Origin of the sequence: Pseudomonas sp. BSw22131, from assembly GCF_026810445.1 — a bacterium.
Classification (GTDB): Bacteria; Pseudomonadota; Gammaproteobacteria; order Pseudomonadales; family Pseudomonadaceae; genus Aquipseudomonas; species Aquipseudomonas huanghezhanensis.
In genome coordinates this window covers 2529606-2547587 of sequence record NZ_CP113949.1, presented here as the reverse complement: position 1 = coordinate 2547587, position 17982 = coordinate 2529606, and the positions used below count along the sequence as shown (strand labels likewise).

Sequence of the window (17982 nt, the reverse complement as noted above, 5' to 3'; positions counted from 1 at the left end):
TGCGCGATTCTACGTTTATCGCGGTGGGAAAGCGCGGATGCGTCGGTTAGACATCGGGCATCATTTTTGCGATGCCGGGAACAATGCCCAGCGGTGGACTATCACAGCATCACTCGCACACTTTCTGAGGGATCCAGCATGCTCGTACGACGTTCACCGCTCATGGCTGCCATCGCGCTGTCGATGTTTTCACTGACAGCCCTTGCCGCCAGCCTGCCACCCGATCAGTTGCTGAAAAGCGCCGAAGCCGAACAAAAAGCCTACCTCGCCACCGTCAAACAACTGGTCGACATCGACACCGGAACGGGCCAGGCCCCGGGCCTGAAGACAGTCAGCGCAGTGCTTGTCGAGCGTCTCAAGGCATTGGGGGCCGAGGTCAAGACCACGCCAGCCAGCCCTTCGACCGGTGACAACATCGTGGGCACGATCAAGGGCAACGGCAGCAAAAGCTTTTTGCTGATGATTCATTACGACACGGTCTTCGGCCCCGGCACAGCCGCCAAACGTCCGTTCAAAGTTGACGGCGAGCGCGCTTATGGCCCAGGCGTAGCGGACGCCAAAGGTGGCGTAGCGGTAGTGCTGCACTCCCTGAAACTGCTGCAGGATGAGAAATTCAAAGACTTCGGCACCCTCACCGTGCTGTTCAATCCGGATGAAGAAACCGGCTCCAGCGGCTCGAAGAAAATCATCGCCGAACTCGCCCGTCAGCACGACTACGTGTTCTCTTACGAGCCGCCTGACAAAGACGCGGTCACTGTCGCGACAAATGGCATCAATGGCGTGTTTCTCGACGTCAAGGGCAAGTCGTCCCATGCAGGTTCAGCGCCCGAAGCCGGACGCAATGCGGCCATGGAACTGGCGCACCAGATGTTGCAATTAAAAGACCTCGGCGATCCGGCCAAAGGCACCACCGTCAACTGGACGCTGATCAAGGGCGGAGAAAAGCGCAACATCATCCCGTCCAGTGCATCGGCTGAAGGCGACATGCGATATTCAGACCTGAGCGAGACCGATCGGGTGCTCGCTGACGGGCAGCGCATCGTCCAGAAAACACTCATCGACGGCACCGAAGTCACCTTCCGCCTCGATAAAGGGCGCCCGCCGCTGGCGAAGAATCCGGGTTCCGAGCAATTGGCAAAAACCGCGCAGGCGCTGTACGGCAAAATTGGCCGCGATATCGAACCTATCGCCATGCGCTTCGGCACCGACGCCGGCTACGCTTACGTACCTGACAGCGCTAAACCCGCCGTGCTGGAGACCATGGGCGTGGTGGGCGCAGGCTTGCACGCCGATGATGAGTACATCGAGTTGTCGAGCATCGCGCCACGTCTGTACCTGACCACGGCGCTGATCATGCAACTTTCCAACGCTGCGACAAACCCCTGAAGCGGTCGTTATACGAGGCTGTCCGGCGTTGCGGGCATTTGATACTGGACAGCGTTGCCATGGTCAGTGAACCTTAGCGCCGAACCACCGGTCGATAGTTGCAACTTTTACCCGTCCACCCCAACGCGCCAGCGTTTTGGAGTGGGTCGGCCTTACTCGCAGGAGAGAACCCTTTTGATATCCGAACAACGCAAAGCCAGGCTGAAAGCGTGGGGTGCGCACGGTTTTACTGCCACCGGTGTGGTCATCGCTTTCCTGGCGACCATCGCCTTGTTCGACGACTCACCCAAGGGTTGCATGCTGTGGCTGGGCCTGGCGCTGGTGGTCGACGGCATCGACGGCTCCCTGGCCCGTAAATTCAACGTGCAGTCAGTCCTGCCCAATTTTGACGGTTCGGTACTGGATCTGGTGATCGACTACCTGACCTACGTCTTCATCCCCGCGCTGTTCATCTACCGCTACATTCCGCTGCCTGAATACACGCTCTTCCTGTGTACGGCGATCATTCTGGTGTCGTCGTTGTTTTGCTTCTGCAACGTCGAGATGAAGAGCAAGGACAACTACTTTCAAGGCTTCCCTGCGGCCTGGAACGTGGTCGCCTTGTGCGTTTACATCATCTGGCCGGCGCCGTGGGTCACTCTCCTGACCATCATTGGTTTGGCCCTTCTGACCCTGACCCGCATGAAGTTTCTGCATCCGTTCCGGGTGCGCCGCTTCATGCCGATCAACATCGCCGTGACCACCGTGTGGTTACTTTGCAGCCTGGGCCTGGTGATCAAACACCCTGACAACAGCGGGTTCCTGATGGGCTTGTGGTCCCTGGCGTCGGCGTATTTCCTCGGCGTGTGCTTCTGGCGAACCTCGCTTGAGTGGTTCGGCAAAGTGCGGGATCGCTGAGCATTGCTGGTCGTGGCTGACACCTGTCGCCACGACCCATCAGCAACGTTCCCTTGAGGGCCGCCTCTGCGGTCACTGCCAAACCGGAGCGGCTGTCTCGCCAACGGGCGCGCTCCTGATGATGGGACGCGCTGACCGATACACAGATTGCTTCCCCAATACCCCCGCCACTCCTTCGACAATCATCTGCACCTCATGCCGGTCAATGATCAACGGTGGCACCAGACGAATCGTCTGACCCCGCGTGACGTTGATCAGCAGACCGAAATCGCGAGCGGCGACCCGCGTAAGATCAGGTATTGCGCGACTCAGCTCGATACCGATCATCAAGCCTTGTCCGCGCACCTCGACCACATCCGGATGCCCCGCGAGCGCCTCGGTCAGCCCACTGAGTAAATGCGCGCCCTGCTCTGCCGCCTTCTCGCACACGCCTTCCTGCTCGATGATCTCCAGCACGGTGAACGCCACCCGACACGCCAGTGGGTTACCGCCAAAGGTGCTGCCGTGGCTACCCGGAGTGAACAGTCGCGCAGCCGCCCCTCGCGCCAGGCATGCGCCGATGGGCAAGCCGTTTGCCAGGCCTTTGGCGAGCGTCATCACGTCCGGCAGGACGCCGTGATGCTGATACGCGAACCAGCGCCCGGTGCGGCCCATGCCGGTCTGGATCTCGTCCAGCATCATCAGCCAGCCGCGCCGGGTGCACAGCGCACGCACGTTGTTCAGGTAATCGGCCGGTGGTAACAGCACGCCGCTTTCGCCCTGAATGGGCTCCATCAGTACTGCGACGATCCGCTCGCCATGCGCCCGGCCTGCCGCTTCAAGCGCAGCGATGTCGCCGAACGCCACGCGGATGAATTCGCCTGGCAGCGGCTGATAGCCCAGACGCACGGTGCCGTTGTCGCTGGCCGACATCGTGCCCAGCGTGCGGCCGTGAAACGCGTTGTCCATCACCACCACCAGCGGCTGGCGAATGCCTTTCGACCAGCCGTGCAGCCTGGCGAGCTTGAGCGCGGTCTCGTTTGCCTCAGCGCCGGAGTTATTGAAGAACGCCTGTTCCATCCCCGACAACTGCGTGAGCCTGTGCGCCAGCCGTTGTTGCCAGGCAATCTGGTAGTGATTGGACGTGTGCAGGAGCAATCCGGCTTGCTCGCGAATGACCTCGACGATACGCGGGTGGCAATGCCCCACATTGGTCACGGCGACGCCTGCGATTGCGTCGAGGTATTCGCGGTTGTCTTCGTCCCAGAGTCGCGCGCCCAAGCCCCTGACGAAGCTCAACGGCAGCGGTTTGTAGGTGTTCATCAGGCAATTGGCGGCCATGTCGTGCGCTCCTTCGTGGATGTACGAGGAGTATCGTCAGCCCGCGCTGGTGTATAAAGATGGCTTTTCTTCAGTGTCTTTAAAGCAGGCCTTGATAATGGACGTATTCCAGTCGATGTCGGTGTTTGTGCAGGTCGTCGAAAGCGGCAGCATGACGGCGGCGGCCCGGCAGTGTGAAATGTCGACAACCATGGTCGGCAACCATCTCAAGGCGCTTGAGCAGCGACTGGGCATCAGCCTGCTGCAACGCACCACGCGGCGGCAAAACCTCACCGAATTTGGCGTGCAGTATTACCGCCGCTGCATAGAAGTGCTGGGGCTGGTCGCTGACTCTGACCGTCTCGCCGAACAGGCGCAGAGCCTGCCTGCCGGAACCCTGCGCATCACCGCGCCCCCTGCTTTCGGTGCAGAGCGGCTGGCGCCGATGCTCAGTGATTTCGTGCAGCAATGTCCGCAGGTCAAACTTGAGGTGGTGCTGAGCAATCAGGTGATGGACCTGCTGGAGCACGGCTTTGACGCCGCGATTCGCCTCGGCAATCCTGAAACCTCGAACCTGATCGCCCGTCCGCTGCAGGATTACACGCTGACCATCTGCGCCTCGCCCGATTACCTGAGACGTCACGGTACGCCGATGAACGCCAACGACCTGCGGCGCCATAACTGCCTGGCTTTTGCGTATCCGGCCGGGGATGAATGGCGCGCGTCGGGAAAGCTGTGGAAGCTCACCGGGCCAGAAGGCGTGATGGAAATTCCGGTGTCAGGCCCGATGACCGTTAACAGTACGCAGGCGCTTCGGCAGGCAGCCGTTGCCGGAATGGGTGTGGCGATGTTGCCGGACGTGCTGATCCGCGATGACTTGCTGGCGGGCAGGCTGGTGCCGTTTTTGCAGGACTATCAACCGCCCAGCCGTCCGATGTTTCTGATGTACGCGCAAGACCGTTATCGCCTGCCCAAGGTCAGGCATTTCGTTGAGTTTGCGTTGGCGGCCTGGGGCAAGTAACCGGCACATCGCGCTCGAGCAGCACTCGTCAGGAGCACACCCATGCGCACAATGTAATGTCCCGTTTCACCTATAGACGACCTTCAAGTGGTTGCCCTTCCCCTTGATGACGAACCCAGGGTTCAGGCGTTTTTCGAGGCAAATCCCGGCTATTTCCACACGTGCAATGGCGAGCCGCTCACACCTGGGGAAGCGCTGGAGAAACTCAAAGGTGAGCTGCCCGAGGGCTGGGAATACGACAGGCGCTGGATATGGGGTTATGTCGACCGGCATGGGGATCTGGCGGCGCTGGTCACGGTTATCTCTGACCTGTGGGCACCGGCGGTCTGGCACATCGCTTTCTTTATCGTGGCCTCTTCCCGGCACGGTACCGGCGAGGCTGAGTTGATTCACGCCGAGATCGAGCGCTGGGCTCAACAGCACGGCGCACAATGGATGCGCCTTGCGGTGGTGCAAGGCAACCACAAGGCAGAGCGCTTCTGGGCAAAGCTCGGCTACCAGCAGACCCGCACCCGCGAGGGCATCGAGATGGGCAAACGGATCAATACCGTACGAATGATGATCCGCCCTCTGGCGGGCCGCACCGTGCAGGAACACCTGCAACGGGTGCCCAGGGATCGCCCCGAAGTCGGCGTCTCGGGATTTCAGGGGTGAGCGAATCTCGCGCTTTATTGAAGCGAGGCTGGCCTGCGAAGCTTTTGGTTCTGCCCGGAGGGCGCAGGAGCGTGGCTTGTCTCTGGGCCGCATTCGGACGATCTGCCGCGCAGCGGCAGTGATCCCTGTGTATGCGGTTTTCCAGATGGAAACGAGGCGTATGGTTTGGGGCTGCTGCGTACCCCACACCGGCCTCGCGTCGCTCGTGCGCTCCTACAGAGATTTGCGGCACTCTTGGGCTTCTTGATTCTGCCCGAAGGGCGTAGGAGCGCGCTTGCCCGCGAAGAGATCAGCAAGAGCGACGCGCACGCCCTGGTTTATCAACACAGCCTCTTGCATCTGATCAATCAACTTTTTTTCGGAAGAACAACGTCACCTGCCCTACCTCAAAACCGAACTTGGTGAGGTACGAACGGTTCGCCAGGGTATTTTCATCCAGCAAATACATCCAGTCATCGAAGTTAACCTGATAAACCTTGTCGTCCACCGGAAGGCTCAGCACATAGCGCCAGCGCAACGCATTGCCGGACACTTCACCCAGCGCCTCGCCCACCACATCCCCTGCCGTTCCACGCCAGCGGCCCGGACCTTCCGGATGCAGAGTCCAGACACGGGTTTGCTTTGTGCCGTCGCTGTAGGTGAAGTCCTCGTGCATCACGAACTTATCGCCTTCGGAATGGCTGTCGATGTTCACGTGAAAGCGTTTGACTACCTCGCCCGAACGCTTTTGAAACATACCCCAGGCTTCCACGCGGCCGGTGAAAAACTGGCGCAGTTCGAGGGTGGGTTTTTCCTGGCTGTAGTGGTTTACATCAACGCCACTGCAGGCGGCCAGGCTTAGGCAAAACAACAGCGTCAGGGCTTTCAACATGGGTGAACTCCAGAAAACAGATGTTTTGCGAGCAAGGCCGGCAGTGAGCGCTCGGCGTCTCAATCTAGCTTCGCGTGATCAATCCTTGCCGGGCAATCCGGGTGAGGTGGCGAATCACCTCGTCACGGCGCTCGGCTGAAGGGGCTTGCACCACGGCCAGATCAAACTGATCGTTGGTGAAATGTTCAAGGGACTGTTGCTGGTCAATGAATTGAATCAGAAATGCATGCGGGCCGCTCTGACGCCGTGGCCAGCCGTCGAGGTAGCGCAGAAGCGTCGGCTGATGGGAACCGCCCAGCAGAATTTTCGGGTTACGACGGCTCAATTGACCGGCCAGGGGTGTCAGGCGAACGAGGGGGCGCGGGTGGTTCATGATGTGATTGTCTCAGCCTCAGAATTCCGCTGGGCAGCGGTGAGAGGCAACACCGAACCAGCGCTTTAGCGGTATTTGGAAGTCGGTTTGATGACCTCCTGCGCCCCGCAAGTAGCTGTTTAAATCGGCGCAATGCAATGCATCCTAGAGAAGCGCCCACGGGCTTGTCAAATTTGCTCACAAAACAAAAGGGCCCGCACTGCGGCCCCTCGCTTTACATCGTGACAGGTGCTGCGCAATCAAGCGGTGTCAACCGATCAGCCCGCTATCGAGCGGTCCAGCGACAGGCGCCCCGCGCCTTCGAACAACACGGCAATCGCGCCGCCGAGCAACGCCAGTGCGAACTCGTAACCGTTGTTGGCCATGAACAAGCCGTTGTGGATATGTACCGACAAAATCGCGACCACCAGCATTACGATCAGCACCACCGCTGCCGGGCGCGCCAACAGCCCGATCACGAGTGCCAGACCTCCAAAGAACTCGGCGCTGCCGGACATCAAGGCCATCAGGTAGCCCGGCGTCAGGCCCAGGCTTTCCATGTATTGACCGGTGCCTTCAAGGCCATAACCGCCAAACAGGCCAAACAGCTTCTGGCTGCCATGGGCCATGAAGATGATGCCGACGAGGATGCGCAAAACGGTGATGCCGTAGCCAGCGCGGGTGTTGAGCAGGGATTTGATTTGGGTATTCATGCGAGTCGATCCATGTAATTAGCTGAGAGAATGGCGCCATACTAATCGAATAGACAAATATTAGAATCGCAAAATACGCGATATAAATATCGCATCAATCGATCACTGCCGTTTCGTCATCTTCCTTGGTGAAACACTTTCAAGCGCGTCTCGCTCTTGGTCGTACGCCAGATAGTATTTGTTCACACTATTAACGTAGCTGACGACGCCCATTCCCACCTGCTCCATCGCGACCCGTTCAACCTGGAAAAACCATTGATTGGGGTTCAAGCCCTGTCGGCGCGCCTCAGCACGCATGCTTTGTACCCTTTCCGGCCCCAGGTTATAAGCGGCCAGCGAAAAGGCCACGCGCTCTCGCTCATTGATTTTCGGGCTGGAGAAAAACTTGCGGCGGATCATCGCCAGGTATCGGGATGCAGCCTGAACGTTGCCGTCCACGTCGTGAATATTATCGACGCCAACCCGGCGCGCGGCCGAGGGCGTGATCTGCAACAGACCCGTCGCGCCGCTGCCACCCTTGGCGGCGGGGTTGAGCGCGGACTCTTTGAACGCCATTGCAGCCAGGTCCAGCCAGTCCATTTTCTGCGCGTCGGCGTGGCGTTGCAGCACCGGCCGCAGACTTTCAAGCCGCTGGCGATCCCCTTGCGCCAGCGGGTTGTGCACCTGATACAGGTCTTTATAGGCCTTCTGGAACGCCACTTCCTGATTCGCCGGGGTTTTGTAAGTGTCCAGAAACGTATTGATCGCATCGTGCAACTGGCTGGCGTCGCGCCGCACAAACCAATTCATGTCGCTGTGTGCGCTGAGCGTCAGCGAACGATCAACGCGCAATTTGGGCATGATCCGCGCCCAGCGCTCGGCAATCGGCTGCTCCACCACCGTCAGGTGGTAAATGCCGGCCTGAACCATTTCCAGGACGTCTTCAACCGCCAGACTGGGGTCGACCCATTCGATTTTAACCGGTGGCAATTTGCGCAACGTCAGACGCTGGTTCAACTGCAGCACAGCCTCATCGGCGGCACTGCCGTTGGTCAGCATCAGCGTTTTGCCCGACAACTGCTCAATATGTTTGAAACCGCGCTCGCCCTTCACCCCGACCAGCACCAACGGCACCGCGCTGACCACCGGATCGGTCGCTTCCACGTTTAGCGCGGCGCTGCTGTCGAGCAATTCCCCGGGCGCGACGATATCGCCTTCACCCCGTTGCAGCGCGGCGAGCAATTGATCCTTGGCTTTGGGAATGAGTTTCAGCGAGACTTTCTGGCCGTCACGGGCGTGACTGTTGAGGTAGCTTTCGAACGCTTGAAGCCTGCGGTATTCAATGCCGGTGGCTTCGCCTTTCATTTCGCCGGAGCTGTTGCGGCTCTGGTTGACCAATACACGTAACACTTTGCTGCTGCGGATCGCCGGAAGGTCTCTGACCTGGGTCTTCTTGCTGACCAAAGGAGGTCCGGCAGGACGCGCAGCCGCGTGGGCCGGCACGAGCACCAGACACAGCAGTGAAATGACCGACGCTCGGATCATTGACGCTCCCGAAAATGCCGAAAGTACGGCATGAATTTTGTGAGTCCGTTGCGCCGGCCCTGATCAAGCAGGTTTCAGAGCATGGGAGATCACATCAATCTATGGGCACAAGCAGTTGAGACAGCTCATTTTTTATAACGATGGACGGTCTGCTATCCTAGGCGGCCGTTAGCTGGAGATCGAAACATGCAACTAATCGATATCGGCGTCAACCTGACCAATACCAGCTTTATCGGCAAGGAGCGTGAGATTCTTAACCGCGCTTACGAAGCCGGTGTCGGTCAATTGGTACTCACGGGGACCAGTGTCGAGAACAGCGAACAGGCGATGCAACTGAGCCATGAACTGGATGAAAGCGCCACTCGGTTGTTCTGCACGGCCGGTGTACACCCGCATTCGGCAAGCGACTGGACCGCTGACACGGAGAAACAGTTACGCGCGCTGCTCGGCGAACGACGCGTGCTTGCCGTGGGCGAATGCGGGCTGGATTTCAATCGAGATTTCTCTCCGCGCCTGCAGCAGGAAAAAGCGCTGGAAGCGCACCTTGCGCTGGCCGTCGAGTTGCAGATGCCGGTTTTTCTGCACGAGCGTGACGCCAACGAGCGCTTGCTGGAGATTCTGCGCGACTACCGTGACCGTTTGCCGGCGGCTGTGGTGCATTGCTTCACCGGGGAAAAACGCGCGTTGTTCAGCTACCTGGACCTGGACCTGCACATCGGGATCACCGGCTGGATTTGCGATGAACGCCGCGGCACGCATCTACATCCTCTGGTTCGGGAAATCCCGCGGGGGCGCTTGATGCTGGAAAGCGACGCGCCGTATTTACTCCCGCGCACCTTGCGTCCAAAACCGAAAAACGGTCGCAATGAACCAGCGTACTTGCCAGAAGTGCTGCGCGAAGTGGCATTGCATCGCGATGAAACCCTGGCAGATGTCGCCGCACACACCACCGCCTGCGCGCAGGCGTTCTTTGGATTGCCTGAGATTCAAAGCACGCCGAATCAAACTGACTGATCTGCCAAACCTGCCGATATCAATCGGACGCCGCAGGAGTATTGCGGTGTGCCTGACGCACCGCAATCGCGGCCTCGCGCTGGCTCGTCAACGCCTACACAAAGCACTTGCCCAGTCTCGTAGACCCTGCGGCTGTGCGAATGAATTCACGCCTACAGATTCGGTGCCCGAAAGGCGAAACGATGTCGCTTGTGAGCTGACGAGCCCTGGCGAGGCCGCGATGCAATCTGCCTGACACACCGCATCGCTGCCGCGCGCTGGCTCGTCAACTCCTGCAGAAGCTGTTTGCTCCGGCCCGAGAATCCAGCGTCTCGCAAATGAATTCGGATCTGCAAGCGCAGCGATCTGACGAGCTCTATCCATCCCGGCTTATGGCGAATGCACAGCCACCTGCAGGCGGCTATCACTGCAATAGCAAACGTCGATTCGCGATGCTCCGATGTCGCGCCTATTCTCCAGACAGTGAAAACCGTTCTTATTCGGCTCTGCTTCAATCGCCAGACCGGATTCAGGAGAAAGACCATGCCCAAGTTCATCACCGACCTGCACCTGGAAACCTTCTTGCGCAATGCCGAGCCCTCCACCGATTCCACGGCCAGCGTGACATCTGCGATTGCCCTTGCACTGTCAGTCGTATCGGGGCTGTTGCTGCTGGCCGGAGCATTCAGTTCGAGCGTGACGTCCCTGGCCATCGGCGTGCTGGGGTTGGTCGCAGCCCAGGCGATAAAAACCCGAGTCCAATAAGAACTCAGGTTGCTTGCTCTGCCGATCAGGCTCGGAATTTATGAGCGGTATTCAGACTGCATCACCCGCCACCTGCAGATGCAAAAACCTCGGCACTCACCCAAACACGGTGACGGTTTGACGGCTGATCGCTATCAGCTCGCCATTGGGCGCCCACAGCGCCGCTGCGGTGTGCCCGTACCCATCGCGAGCGTGCTCGATCACTGCGCGATACTGGGTCCAGTCATGGGTGGTCAGCGCAGGCAACGGCTGAACAAACTCAATTGTCCACGTCAACGAGCTGCCAGGCGCAGGCTTGTTCAAATGCGGCAGCGTGGCAGGTGGCCAGGCGTCAACCAGCGCTAACAGATGCGCCTCGGTCAACGGCTCTTCCTGCACATCCTTAAGCCTTGCGTAACCGCCGATCGCTGGAGATTGAGTGTTGGAAAAAGGCATGCCGCCCAATGCCCAGCGCAGGCCGATAAAGCGCAGATAGTCAGGCATGAGGCCGGAGACGAACGGAAAGTCGGCCACCTCCTCCACCGGTTTAAACGACGGCGCTGGCTCAGCCGCCACAGCAATCATGGAATCACGCGGTGCGCCGAAACTGCCCTGTACAAGCGTCATCACTTCACCGTTCTGAGTGGCTCGGCCCAGCACCTGGCTGACCGCCTTGCCGTCGCGCAGCACTTCCACATCAAAACGAATAGGCGCACCCGGTACGGGCGGCCCGACGAAGCTGATCCCGAGCGATCTGACGGGCCTGCCATCGGGGACTTTGGCGCGCATCGCTTCAAACAGTAGCGCTGCCATCAACCCTCCAAAACAGGCGCGCCCCTGCGACCACTCCTGGGGGATCGTCACCGATTGCGGGTTGTCACGCACCGCGTCGAGCAATTCAGAAAACTTCATGCGCACTCCTGTGGCAAGTAAAGATGGCCGACTTTCATGGCGGCAATCTTAACCAGCGAGCCCTGATCATGCAGAGTCCATATGCGCCAATTGAGCGGCCTGAATCCAGATCAGTGCGCTGTCTTGCCAAAACACGCTTTACCCAACTCCAGCAGTGCCTGATCCGACTCGGCTTCTGCACGCAAAATGCCCAACTCCCAGCCTGCAGTACACGGCGCGAGGTCCACTTGCTGCCCCGCCTGCGCCAACCATTGCAGGTGGTCGTGCCAGTCGCCCAAAGCACCTTGCGCCTCTTTCAAACGCCGCTGCATGCCTTTGCGCTGGTGACTCAGCTCCGGATAAGCCTCGGCTGCGTAACGCACACGTTTGATCAGCAGCCGCAGACGATGCCTGTCATGTTCAGGATCCGCCATGGCATCCCTGAGTTTTTTCCACTGTTTGTCCAGGCGTTTTTCAATGCGTTTGCACAATTGATTGAGCAAACCGTGACGCTGCTGCGTGCGTAAAAATGTAGGCAATTGGTCGAGCACGCCGAACAGACGGTTCAACTCCGGCGAGGTCGTAACACGCGGACAGGCCTGTTCCAGATAGCGCGAGCGCTTGAGCGCTGGCGCATCAAAACCCTGTTCGTAAAGAAATGCGGCGAGCACCTGCATATCACGCAACGGCGTCGTCAGGTCACCGACACCTTTGGCGGCTTCTTCGACCTGATCCAGCCCGGGCAGGTCGCGCAACGGCCGCAGTACACTGCGCAATCGCCGCACGGTGGTGCGCAAGTCGTGCAATGCCTCGCTGTCGGTGGACGCCGCCAAACGCGCGTGGCAGGACATTAATTTGACGTTGAGACTGATAATCTCGGCGATCAGGTGATCGACCATGGCTGACATGAACCGCTCCTTTTATGACCGTGTGCAGAATGAGGGCCGCTAACGTGAGTCTCTGACCGCAGACAGGCGCCATGGGAAGCTGCGGCGCAAATGCTTGAGGCTACGCCGTAACTGCGTTGTAGAACCTGAACCCGCGCCATACCGCTGCGCTTCGAACTCTCGGGCGAATGCATCGATTGCCTGAGCATGCGCCGGAAAAATCACCGCAGCGCGCCGGGCAAACGCCTGAGCACCTTCGCCCTGTTGCCTTTTCAGACCATGGCGCGCCAACAAGCGTTCGAATCGGTTGAACACGCGTAGCTGCGAATCGCTTTCGCGCTGCCAAGGTTTGAACAACCACAGCGCCAGCAACGCCAGAACAGCCAACACACCGCTGACGAAAACCGGCGCATCGAATCCGGAGAACCAGCGCCCGAGCACCTGTAACTGCTGCTGGCCCTGATAACCCAGCACCCAGCGTTGCCAGCCGTAATTGAGGTTGTCCCAGCTCAAGCGCACGCTGTTGAGCCACGACACGTTGCGATAACGCAGCACCGACATGGGCGAGTCCGCCAGGAACGCTTCGTCCGCAGCCAGCGCTTGCTCCAGCCCCTGCTCGATCCGCGAGGGCGCAACGGCGGCAGTCGGGTCCACACTGCGCCAGCCGACGCCGGCCTGCCAGTACTCGACCCACGCATGGGCATCGAACTGACGAACGCTGATGTAGTTGCCGTTCGGATTCAGTTCCCCGCCCTGATAACCTGCGACCACGCGCGCGGGGATTCCGGCGGCGCGCAGCACAAACGTCATGGCCCCGGCGTAATGCGCGCAAAAACCCTGGCGACTGCTGAACAGGAAGTCATCGATGCTGTTGGCACCCAAGGTCGGCGGTTTGAGCGTGTAGTGATAAGGCTCGGCAGTGAAATGGCTGAGCATCGCGCTGACCAGCGCATCAGGCTTAGGGTACTGGCGGTGTAATTGAGCAGCCCAATCCCGCGCCTGCGGATTGCCCTTGGTAGGCAATTGAAGGTTTTGCAATCGTGCACCGTCGCTGAGCGTGGTTTCGCGTACGGCATCGGGCCACGACCTTGCCTCGTACAACACCGACTGCTCGATGGGACGCCGACGTTGCCAGCGGAAATCGCTCATTTGCCGCACGCCCGCCAGTTGTGTCTCGGCAACGTCCAGCGTCATCAACCAGGGTTTGCCACTGGGTTCCATCACGACGCTGTAAGCAACCGCATCGCCCTGCTTGCTCCAGCCTGGCGCGTCAGCCACCTGCGCCCGCGACGACTGCGACCAGCGTCGGCCATCGAACTGTTCAAGCGTCAGCCCGCGCCAATACTGCTGGTCACTCAGTGGGACCGGCCCTTCGAAACTGGCGCGAAACACCAGTGCAGCCGACCGGGCCAACTCGGCGATATCCCCCGGCGCCATGTTGTCGGAAAGCCCCGTCAGCCCCTTGTTACTCGGTTGCGGCAGCGACCATAGCGGTTCCAGGCGCGGAAAAAACAGAAACAACAACAGCATCAGCGGTGCAGCCTGCGCCAACAGCTTGAGCGCCAGCTTCAAGGTGCCGACCGGGCGGCTAGCCAGGTTCGATTGTTGCAGGCCGATCAACGCAGCGAGCAAGGTGCTGACGGGCAGCAGGGTGAACAGTCCCCACAGCAGATCATCTTCGAACAGGTAGCCAACCACCACGCAAAAGAACCCGAGGAAGATCAGCACCAGCGCATCGCGGCGGGTTTGCATTTCGAGCATTTTGAGAATGAACGCCGCAATCAGCAGCGCCGCGCCCGCATCCAGCCCTACCAGGCTGCCGCGCGCCAGATAAATCCCCCCGGCCGTGCCAACCAATAGACCGGACTTGATCCAGGTGCCGGGACTGCGTACGCGCATGCGGAAGATCTGAATACGCCAGAAGGTGCACGCCAGCCACAACACAATCAGCGCAACCGGGACGTGCAGGGCAAACGGCACGATCACCAGCGCCTGAGCAACGAGCAGCCAGTTGAGACTGATCCTCGGGATCGGTTGGGTGAGCGCGTTTGTGATGTTCATCGGCAGCGCCCGCTCATGCCCGCGCTCCATACAGCGCGAGTGCGCGCAAACAGGTTTCGCGGTGCTCGTCGCCGCTGTCCACCGACGAGAGATACCCCGGCAACCGCAGGGCAAAGGGTTGTTGACGGTGCGACAACTCCAACACCCAGTAACACAAGCGCGAAAGGCGATCCTCAATGTCACCGGCCAGCGCCATGAAATCCAGGCACACATCGTTGCCGATCAACGCCGAGAAATCCTTGACCAGCAACCCCTGACCTCTGGAATAGGCTTTCCAGTGCATGCGACGCCGCGAATCCCCCGGTTGATAAACACGCAGCCCCTGATAGTCGTCGACGCCCTGCCCGCGCGTGGCCTGGCCGTTGTCCTCCACACTCGGTTGGGCGCCCTCGAGCAACGGCATCGTCCCCGCCACCGGGCGCGGATAGATCAGCACGGTCTGCTCAAGATCCAGCCAGCTCCAGGCGCGCAAGATGCTCAGCGGGAACACGCTCTCGACACGCAGGCGGGGTGCTCGCAGCCAACCCCGATTGACAGCGGGCAGGCTTAACTCGACTTCACTCAGGCGCTGGGCGTCGACATCGATTTGCTGCAACTGCTCGCTGTCCCAGCCCAGCGCAATGGCCTGATGGGCATGACCGAGGCTCTCCAGGCGCAAGCGTAGCTGCACGGGCTCGCCGACGAACACCGAGCGTGCAGACCCTGCGCTGAGCACCAGCCCACTGAGGTTTCGGTACGTGTGCAGAATCGCGAGCACGCCCACTGACAGCATCAGAAACGTCAGGCCATAGGCGAGGCTGTTCTGGTAATTGATCGACACCAGCAACATCAAAAACAGCACAAGTGCGTAGGTGCCGCCGACCCGGGTCGGCAGAATGAAAATTCGGCGGTGATCCAGTTCGATCCGCGAAGCCGGGGGAATGCGTCGAACCACCCAGCGCTGCCAGATCGGTTTCAACCGTTCGATCAAAGCGCAGGCACCTCGCGCAACAGCCATTGCACCAACGCTCCGCCGCCATGCCCGGTGGGGTCGGTGCGTTCGCGCAGGCGATGACCGATCACCGAAGGCAGGATCGCCTGGACATCTTCCGGAATCACGTAATCACGCCCCATCAGCAACGCCCACGCCCTTGCCGCCGCGAGGATCGCCAGACTGGCGCGCGGCGAAAGCCCATACGCAAATTGCGGCTGACTGCGCGTCGCGTCCACCAGCCGCAAGACGTAATCGACCAACGCATCGGTGGCACGCACCTGCCGCGCTTCGGCCTGTAAGACGGCGAGTTCGGCGTGGTCGAGAATCGGCTCGATGCGCGGCAGCAGTTCACGCCGGGAGGTGCCCAGCAGCAAGGCTTTCTCGGCAGAGCGCGCGGGATACCCCAGCGACAGGCGCATCAGAAAACGGTCGAGCTGAGATTCCGGTAGCGCAAACGTACCGCCCTGACTGAAAGGGTTTTGTGTGGCGATGACAAAAAACGGATCAGGCAGCAGGCGGGTCGCGCCCTCGATGGTGACCTGACCTTCTTCCATCGCTTCGAGCAGCGCACTCTGGCTTTTGGGGGTGGCGCGATTGATCTCGTCGGCCAGCACCAGCTCGGCAAATATCGGCCCTGGATGAAAGGTGAACTGCCCGGTGTCGCGATCAAACACCGAGGTGCCAAGAATGTCACCCGGCAGTAGGTCGGAGGTGAATTGGATACGTTGAAAACTCAGTCCCAGCACCCGCGCCAAGGTATGACTGAGCGTGGTCTTGCCCATGCCTGGTAAATCCTCGATCAGCAAATGCCCACCACCCAACAGGCAGGTCATGGCCAGTCGAACCTGCGGCTCCTTACCCAGAATCACTTCGTTGATCGCGTTTAGACATGCATCCAGTTTTCTGCCCATCGGAAAGTCTCCCAGGCGACTGCTCATGGCGGATAAGACTGCGACAGAGGCCAGACGTGCAGCCACTTTAAGGTCAGCTTAGGCGTTTTCGCCAGAGGGGAATGCAGGTTTTAAAGCGCGGCATGGAACAGGGGATGAAAATGCAAGATGTGTGGCGGTAGAACTGACGTCATCGCGGGCAAGCGCGCTCCTACAAGAGGCGCGTTTGCCCGCGAAAAGCTGTTGGCTTAACGACCGGCGCGGGACTCTTTAATGTAGAAGCGCGCTTTCTCGGCTTTTTCAGAACAACCCTCGAACGCTTCGAACTGTTGTTGAGTCTTGGCTCCGGTCAGTAACGACAGGGCTTTTGAGTAGCTGACGGTGCCGGCAAAACCTTCGGCCTTGGCCAGATCCAGTTCCTGCCAGGCGCTGTCCAGTTGCGTGGCACAGCTATCGCGGTAGGCGGTTTTACCGGCACAACCTGTGAGCATCAGGGCCAGCAATGGCAGGCAGATCCACGCTTTCATCGGGTGTTACCTCAACAAGGGAAATCGACAGTGCGGCTTTGACGGTTGCGCGTTGCAAAAGTGCCATGACCGGCGCGCAGAGTAGCGGTTTTATCGCTTGACGGTGACCGCTATTTCAGAGGAAACAGGAGGTGTTTCAACCTGTAAATGAATGATGACCGGGAAACGGCAAATGAAAAAAAGAATTGCGCTGGTATTGGGGTCAGGGGGCGCACGGGGCTATGCACACATTGGCGTAATCGAGGAGCTGGAAAGACGCGGTTATGACATCGCCTGTATCGCCGGTTGCTCGATGGGCGCGGTGGTCGGCGGGATCTACGCGGCGGGCAAGTTGCCCGAGTATAGAAGCTGGATCGAAAGCCTGGACTACCTTGATGTGCTGCGCCTGGTGGACGTCAGCTTCAGGCTGGGGGCGATCAGGGGGGAGAAGGTGTTTGGTCAGATCCGCGAAATCGTCGGCGAAATCAACATTGAGGATCTGCGCATCCCTTACACGGCCGTGGCCACCGACCTCACCAATCAGCAGGAAATCTGGTTCCAGGAAGGCAGCCTGCATTCAGCCATGCGCGCCTCGGCGGCCATTCCCAGCCTCTTCACGCCGGTGATCCAGGGCAATCGCATGCTGGTCGATGGCGGACTGTTGAACCCGCTGCCGATCGTGCCGGTGGTGTCGTCGCACTGCGATCTGATCATCGCGGTCAACCTCAATTCCACCAGCCAGACCCACTATCAATTGCCAGTGATCGAGCGCCCGCCGGCGGTCAAGAAGCGGTTCGACAGCCTGATCAATTCGATTGGCTCGCACCTGCCCTTCAAACGCAAGCTGGACGTGGCAGATGGCAACCCGCTGCGGTTAGAGCAAGACAGCCTGAAGGCGTCCGCAGCCAAAATTGCCAATCCCTGGCTGGCCACCGAATCTGCAGACCCGCACGGCCAGCAACCCGCCGCCGCACCTCAGGCAGCGGGCGCTCCCAAGTCTGCGAGCGGCTCGATCATCCTCGATAACGTCGGGCCGGCTTCATTGCTGGACTTGATCAACCAGAGTTTTGAGGTGATGCAGACCTCACTGGCGCAGTACAAGATTGCCGGTTACCCGCCGGACATCCTGATCAACGTACCTAAACGCGTGTGCCGCTTTTTCGAGTTCTACAAAGCGCCGGAGCTGATCGCACTGGGCAGGATGATCGCCAGCGACACCCTCGACCGTTACGAACGCGAGCATGATCACTGAACGCGAAACGCCTGCTCCAACGCCACGCGAATGAATTCGCGTCTACAGGCCTTCGCCGATCTGTAGGA

General features: G+C 59.7%; 18 protein-coding genes. 7 read left to right on the top strand and 11 right to left on the bottom strand.

Translation table 11 applies throughout. The features are described from left to right. Positions 1-138: 138 nt before the first annotated feature. Both OYW20_RS11365 and pcsA read left to right on the top strand, forming a co-directional pair. A complete protein-coding gene (locus OYW20_RS11365) occupies positions 139-1386 on the top strand; it encodes a M20/M25/M40 family metallo-hydrolase (protein WP_268800765.1) in 1248 nt (415 codons plus the stop codon). A 174-nt stretch (positions 1387-1560) separates the two neighbouring features. After that, positions 1561-2283 (top strand): phosphatidylcholine synthase, encoded by a 723-nt coding sequence (gene pcsA / locus OYW20_RS11360; protein ID WP_268800764.1) that lies wholly within the window; start codon positions 1561-1563, stop codon positions 2281-2283. A gap of 72 nt (positions 2284-2355) precedes the next feature. Here pcsA and OYW20_RS11355 read toward each other — a convergent pair whose 3' ends face one another. Beyond that, positions 2356-3603 (bottom strand): aspartate aminotransferase family protein, encoded by a 1248-nt coding sequence (locus OYW20_RS11355; RefSeq protein ID WP_268800763.1) that lies wholly within the window; start codon positions 3601-3603, stop codon positions 2356-2358. Between the two features lie 97 nt (positions 3604-3700). Here OYW20_RS11355 and OYW20_RS11350 point away from each other — a divergent pair, with 97 nt between their 5' ends. Together OYW20_RS11350 and OYW20_RS11345 are read left to right on the top strand one after the other, a co-directional pair. Then, a complete protein-coding gene (locus OYW20_RS11350; RefSeq protein WP_268801102.1) occupies positions 3701-4603 on the top strand; it encodes a LysR family transcriptional regulator in 903 nt (300 codons plus the stop codon). A gap of 87 nt (positions 4604-4690) precedes the next feature. Next, the gene (locus tag OYW20_RS11345; protein WP_268800762.1) at positions 4691-5257 is read left to right on the top strand and encodes a GNAT family N-acetyltransferase; all 567 of its coding nucleotides are present in this window, start codon (positions 4691-4693) and stop codon (positions 5255-5257) included. A 343-nt stretch (positions 5258-5600) separates the two neighbouring features. On the opposite strand, the gene OYW20_RS11340 is transcribed toward OYW20_RS11345, so the two are convergent. From OYW20_RS11340 to OYW20_RS11325, 4 genes are all read right to left on the bottom strand, one after another. Continuing rightward, positions 5601-6128, bottom strand: a complete 528-nt coding sequence (locus OYW20_RS11340; protein ID WP_268800761.1) for a DUF3833 domain-containing protein — start codon at positions 6126-6128, stop codon at positions 5601-5603. A 64-nt stretch (positions 6129-6192) separates the two neighbouring features. Continuing rightward, on the bottom strand, positions 6193-6501 hold the full coding sequence (locus OYW20_RS11335) for a class I SAM-dependent methyltransferase (RefSeq protein WP_268800760.1): 309 nt from the start codon (positions 6499-6501) through the stop codon (positions 6193-6195). 257 nt (positions 6502-6758) lie between these two features. After that, a complete protein-coding gene (locus OYW20_RS11330) occupies positions 6759-7193 on the bottom strand; it encodes a DoxX family protein (protein ID WP_268800759.1) in 435 nt (144 codons plus the stop codon). A 102-nt stretch (positions 7194-7295) separates the two neighbouring features. Further along, positions 7296-8717, bottom strand: coding sequence for an MltF family protein (locus OYW20_RS11325; protein WP_268800758.1), 1422 nt, complete (start codon positions 8715-8717; stop codon positions 7296-7298). 186 nt (positions 8718-8903) lie between these two features. Here OYW20_RS11325 and OYW20_RS11320 point away from each other — a divergent pair, with 186 nt between their 5' ends. Together OYW20_RS11320 and OYW20_RS11315 are read left to right on the top strand one after the other, a co-directional pair. Then, positions 8904-9731 carry a TatD family hydrolase gene (locus tag OYW20_RS11320; RefSeq protein ID WP_268800757.1) on the top strand — a complete coding sequence of 276 codons (828 nt, stop codon included), beginning with the start codon at positions 8904-8906 and terminating at the stop codon, positions 9729-9731. A gap of 522 nt (positions 9732-10253) precedes the next feature. After that, positions 10254-10475, top strand: coding sequence for a hypothetical protein (locus OYW20_RS11315; RefSeq protein WP_268800756.1), 222 nt, complete (start codon positions 10254-10256; stop codon positions 10473-10475). 96 nt (positions 10476-10571) lie between these two features. On the opposite strand, the gene OYW20_RS11310 is transcribed toward OYW20_RS11315, so the two are convergent. The 6 genes from OYW20_RS11310 to OYW20_RS11285 form a co-directional block, all read right to left on the bottom strand. Next, positions 10572-11366, bottom strand: a complete 795-nt coding sequence (locus tag OYW20_RS11310; RefSeq protein ID WP_268800755.1) for an acyl-CoA thioesterase — start codon at positions 11364-11366, stop codon at positions 10572-10574. A 110-nt stretch (positions 11367-11476) separates the two neighbouring features. Beyond that, entirely contained in the window at positions 11477-12244 is a 768-nt protein-coding gene (locus tag OYW20_RS11305; protein ID WP_268801101.1) for a CHAD domain-containing protein, read from the bottom strand. A gap of 48 nt (positions 12245-12292) precedes the next feature. Further along, complete coding sequence (locus tag OYW20_RS11300) at positions 12293-14293, bottom strand: transglutaminase TgpA family protein (RefSeq protein ID WP_268800754.1); 2001 nt, start codon at positions 14291-14293, stop codon at positions 12293-12295. A gap of 13 nt (positions 14294-14306) precedes the next feature. Further along, positions 14307-15290 carry a DUF58 domain-containing protein gene (locus tag OYW20_RS11295; RefSeq protein ID WP_268800753.1) on the bottom strand — a complete coding sequence of 328 codons (984 nt, stop codon included), beginning with the start codon at positions 15288-15290 and terminating at the stop codon, positions 14307-14309. After that, positions 15260-16177 carry an AAA family ATPase gene (locus tag OYW20_RS11290; protein WP_268800752.1) on the bottom strand — a complete coding sequence of 306 codons (918 nt, stop codon included), beginning with the start codon at positions 16175-16177 and terminating at the stop codon, positions 15260-15262. The genes OYW20_RS11295 and OYW20_RS11290 overlap by 31 nt, the downstream gene beginning before the upstream one ends. Positions 16178-16404: 227 nt before the next feature. Continuing rightward, the gene (locus OYW20_RS11285) at positions 16405-16683 is read right to left on the bottom strand and encodes a hypothetical protein (protein WP_268800751.1); all 279 of its coding nucleotides are present in this window, start codon (positions 16681-16683) and stop codon (positions 16405-16407) included. Between the two features lie 172 nt (positions 16684-16855). Here OYW20_RS11285 and OYW20_RS11280 point away from each other — a divergent pair, with 172 nt between their 5' ends. Then, complete coding sequence (locus OYW20_RS11280) at positions 16856-17914, top strand: patatin-like phospholipase family protein (RefSeq protein WP_268800750.1); 1059 nt, start codon at positions 16856-16858, stop codon at positions 17912-17914. Positions 17915-17982 lie beyond the last annotated feature (68 nt).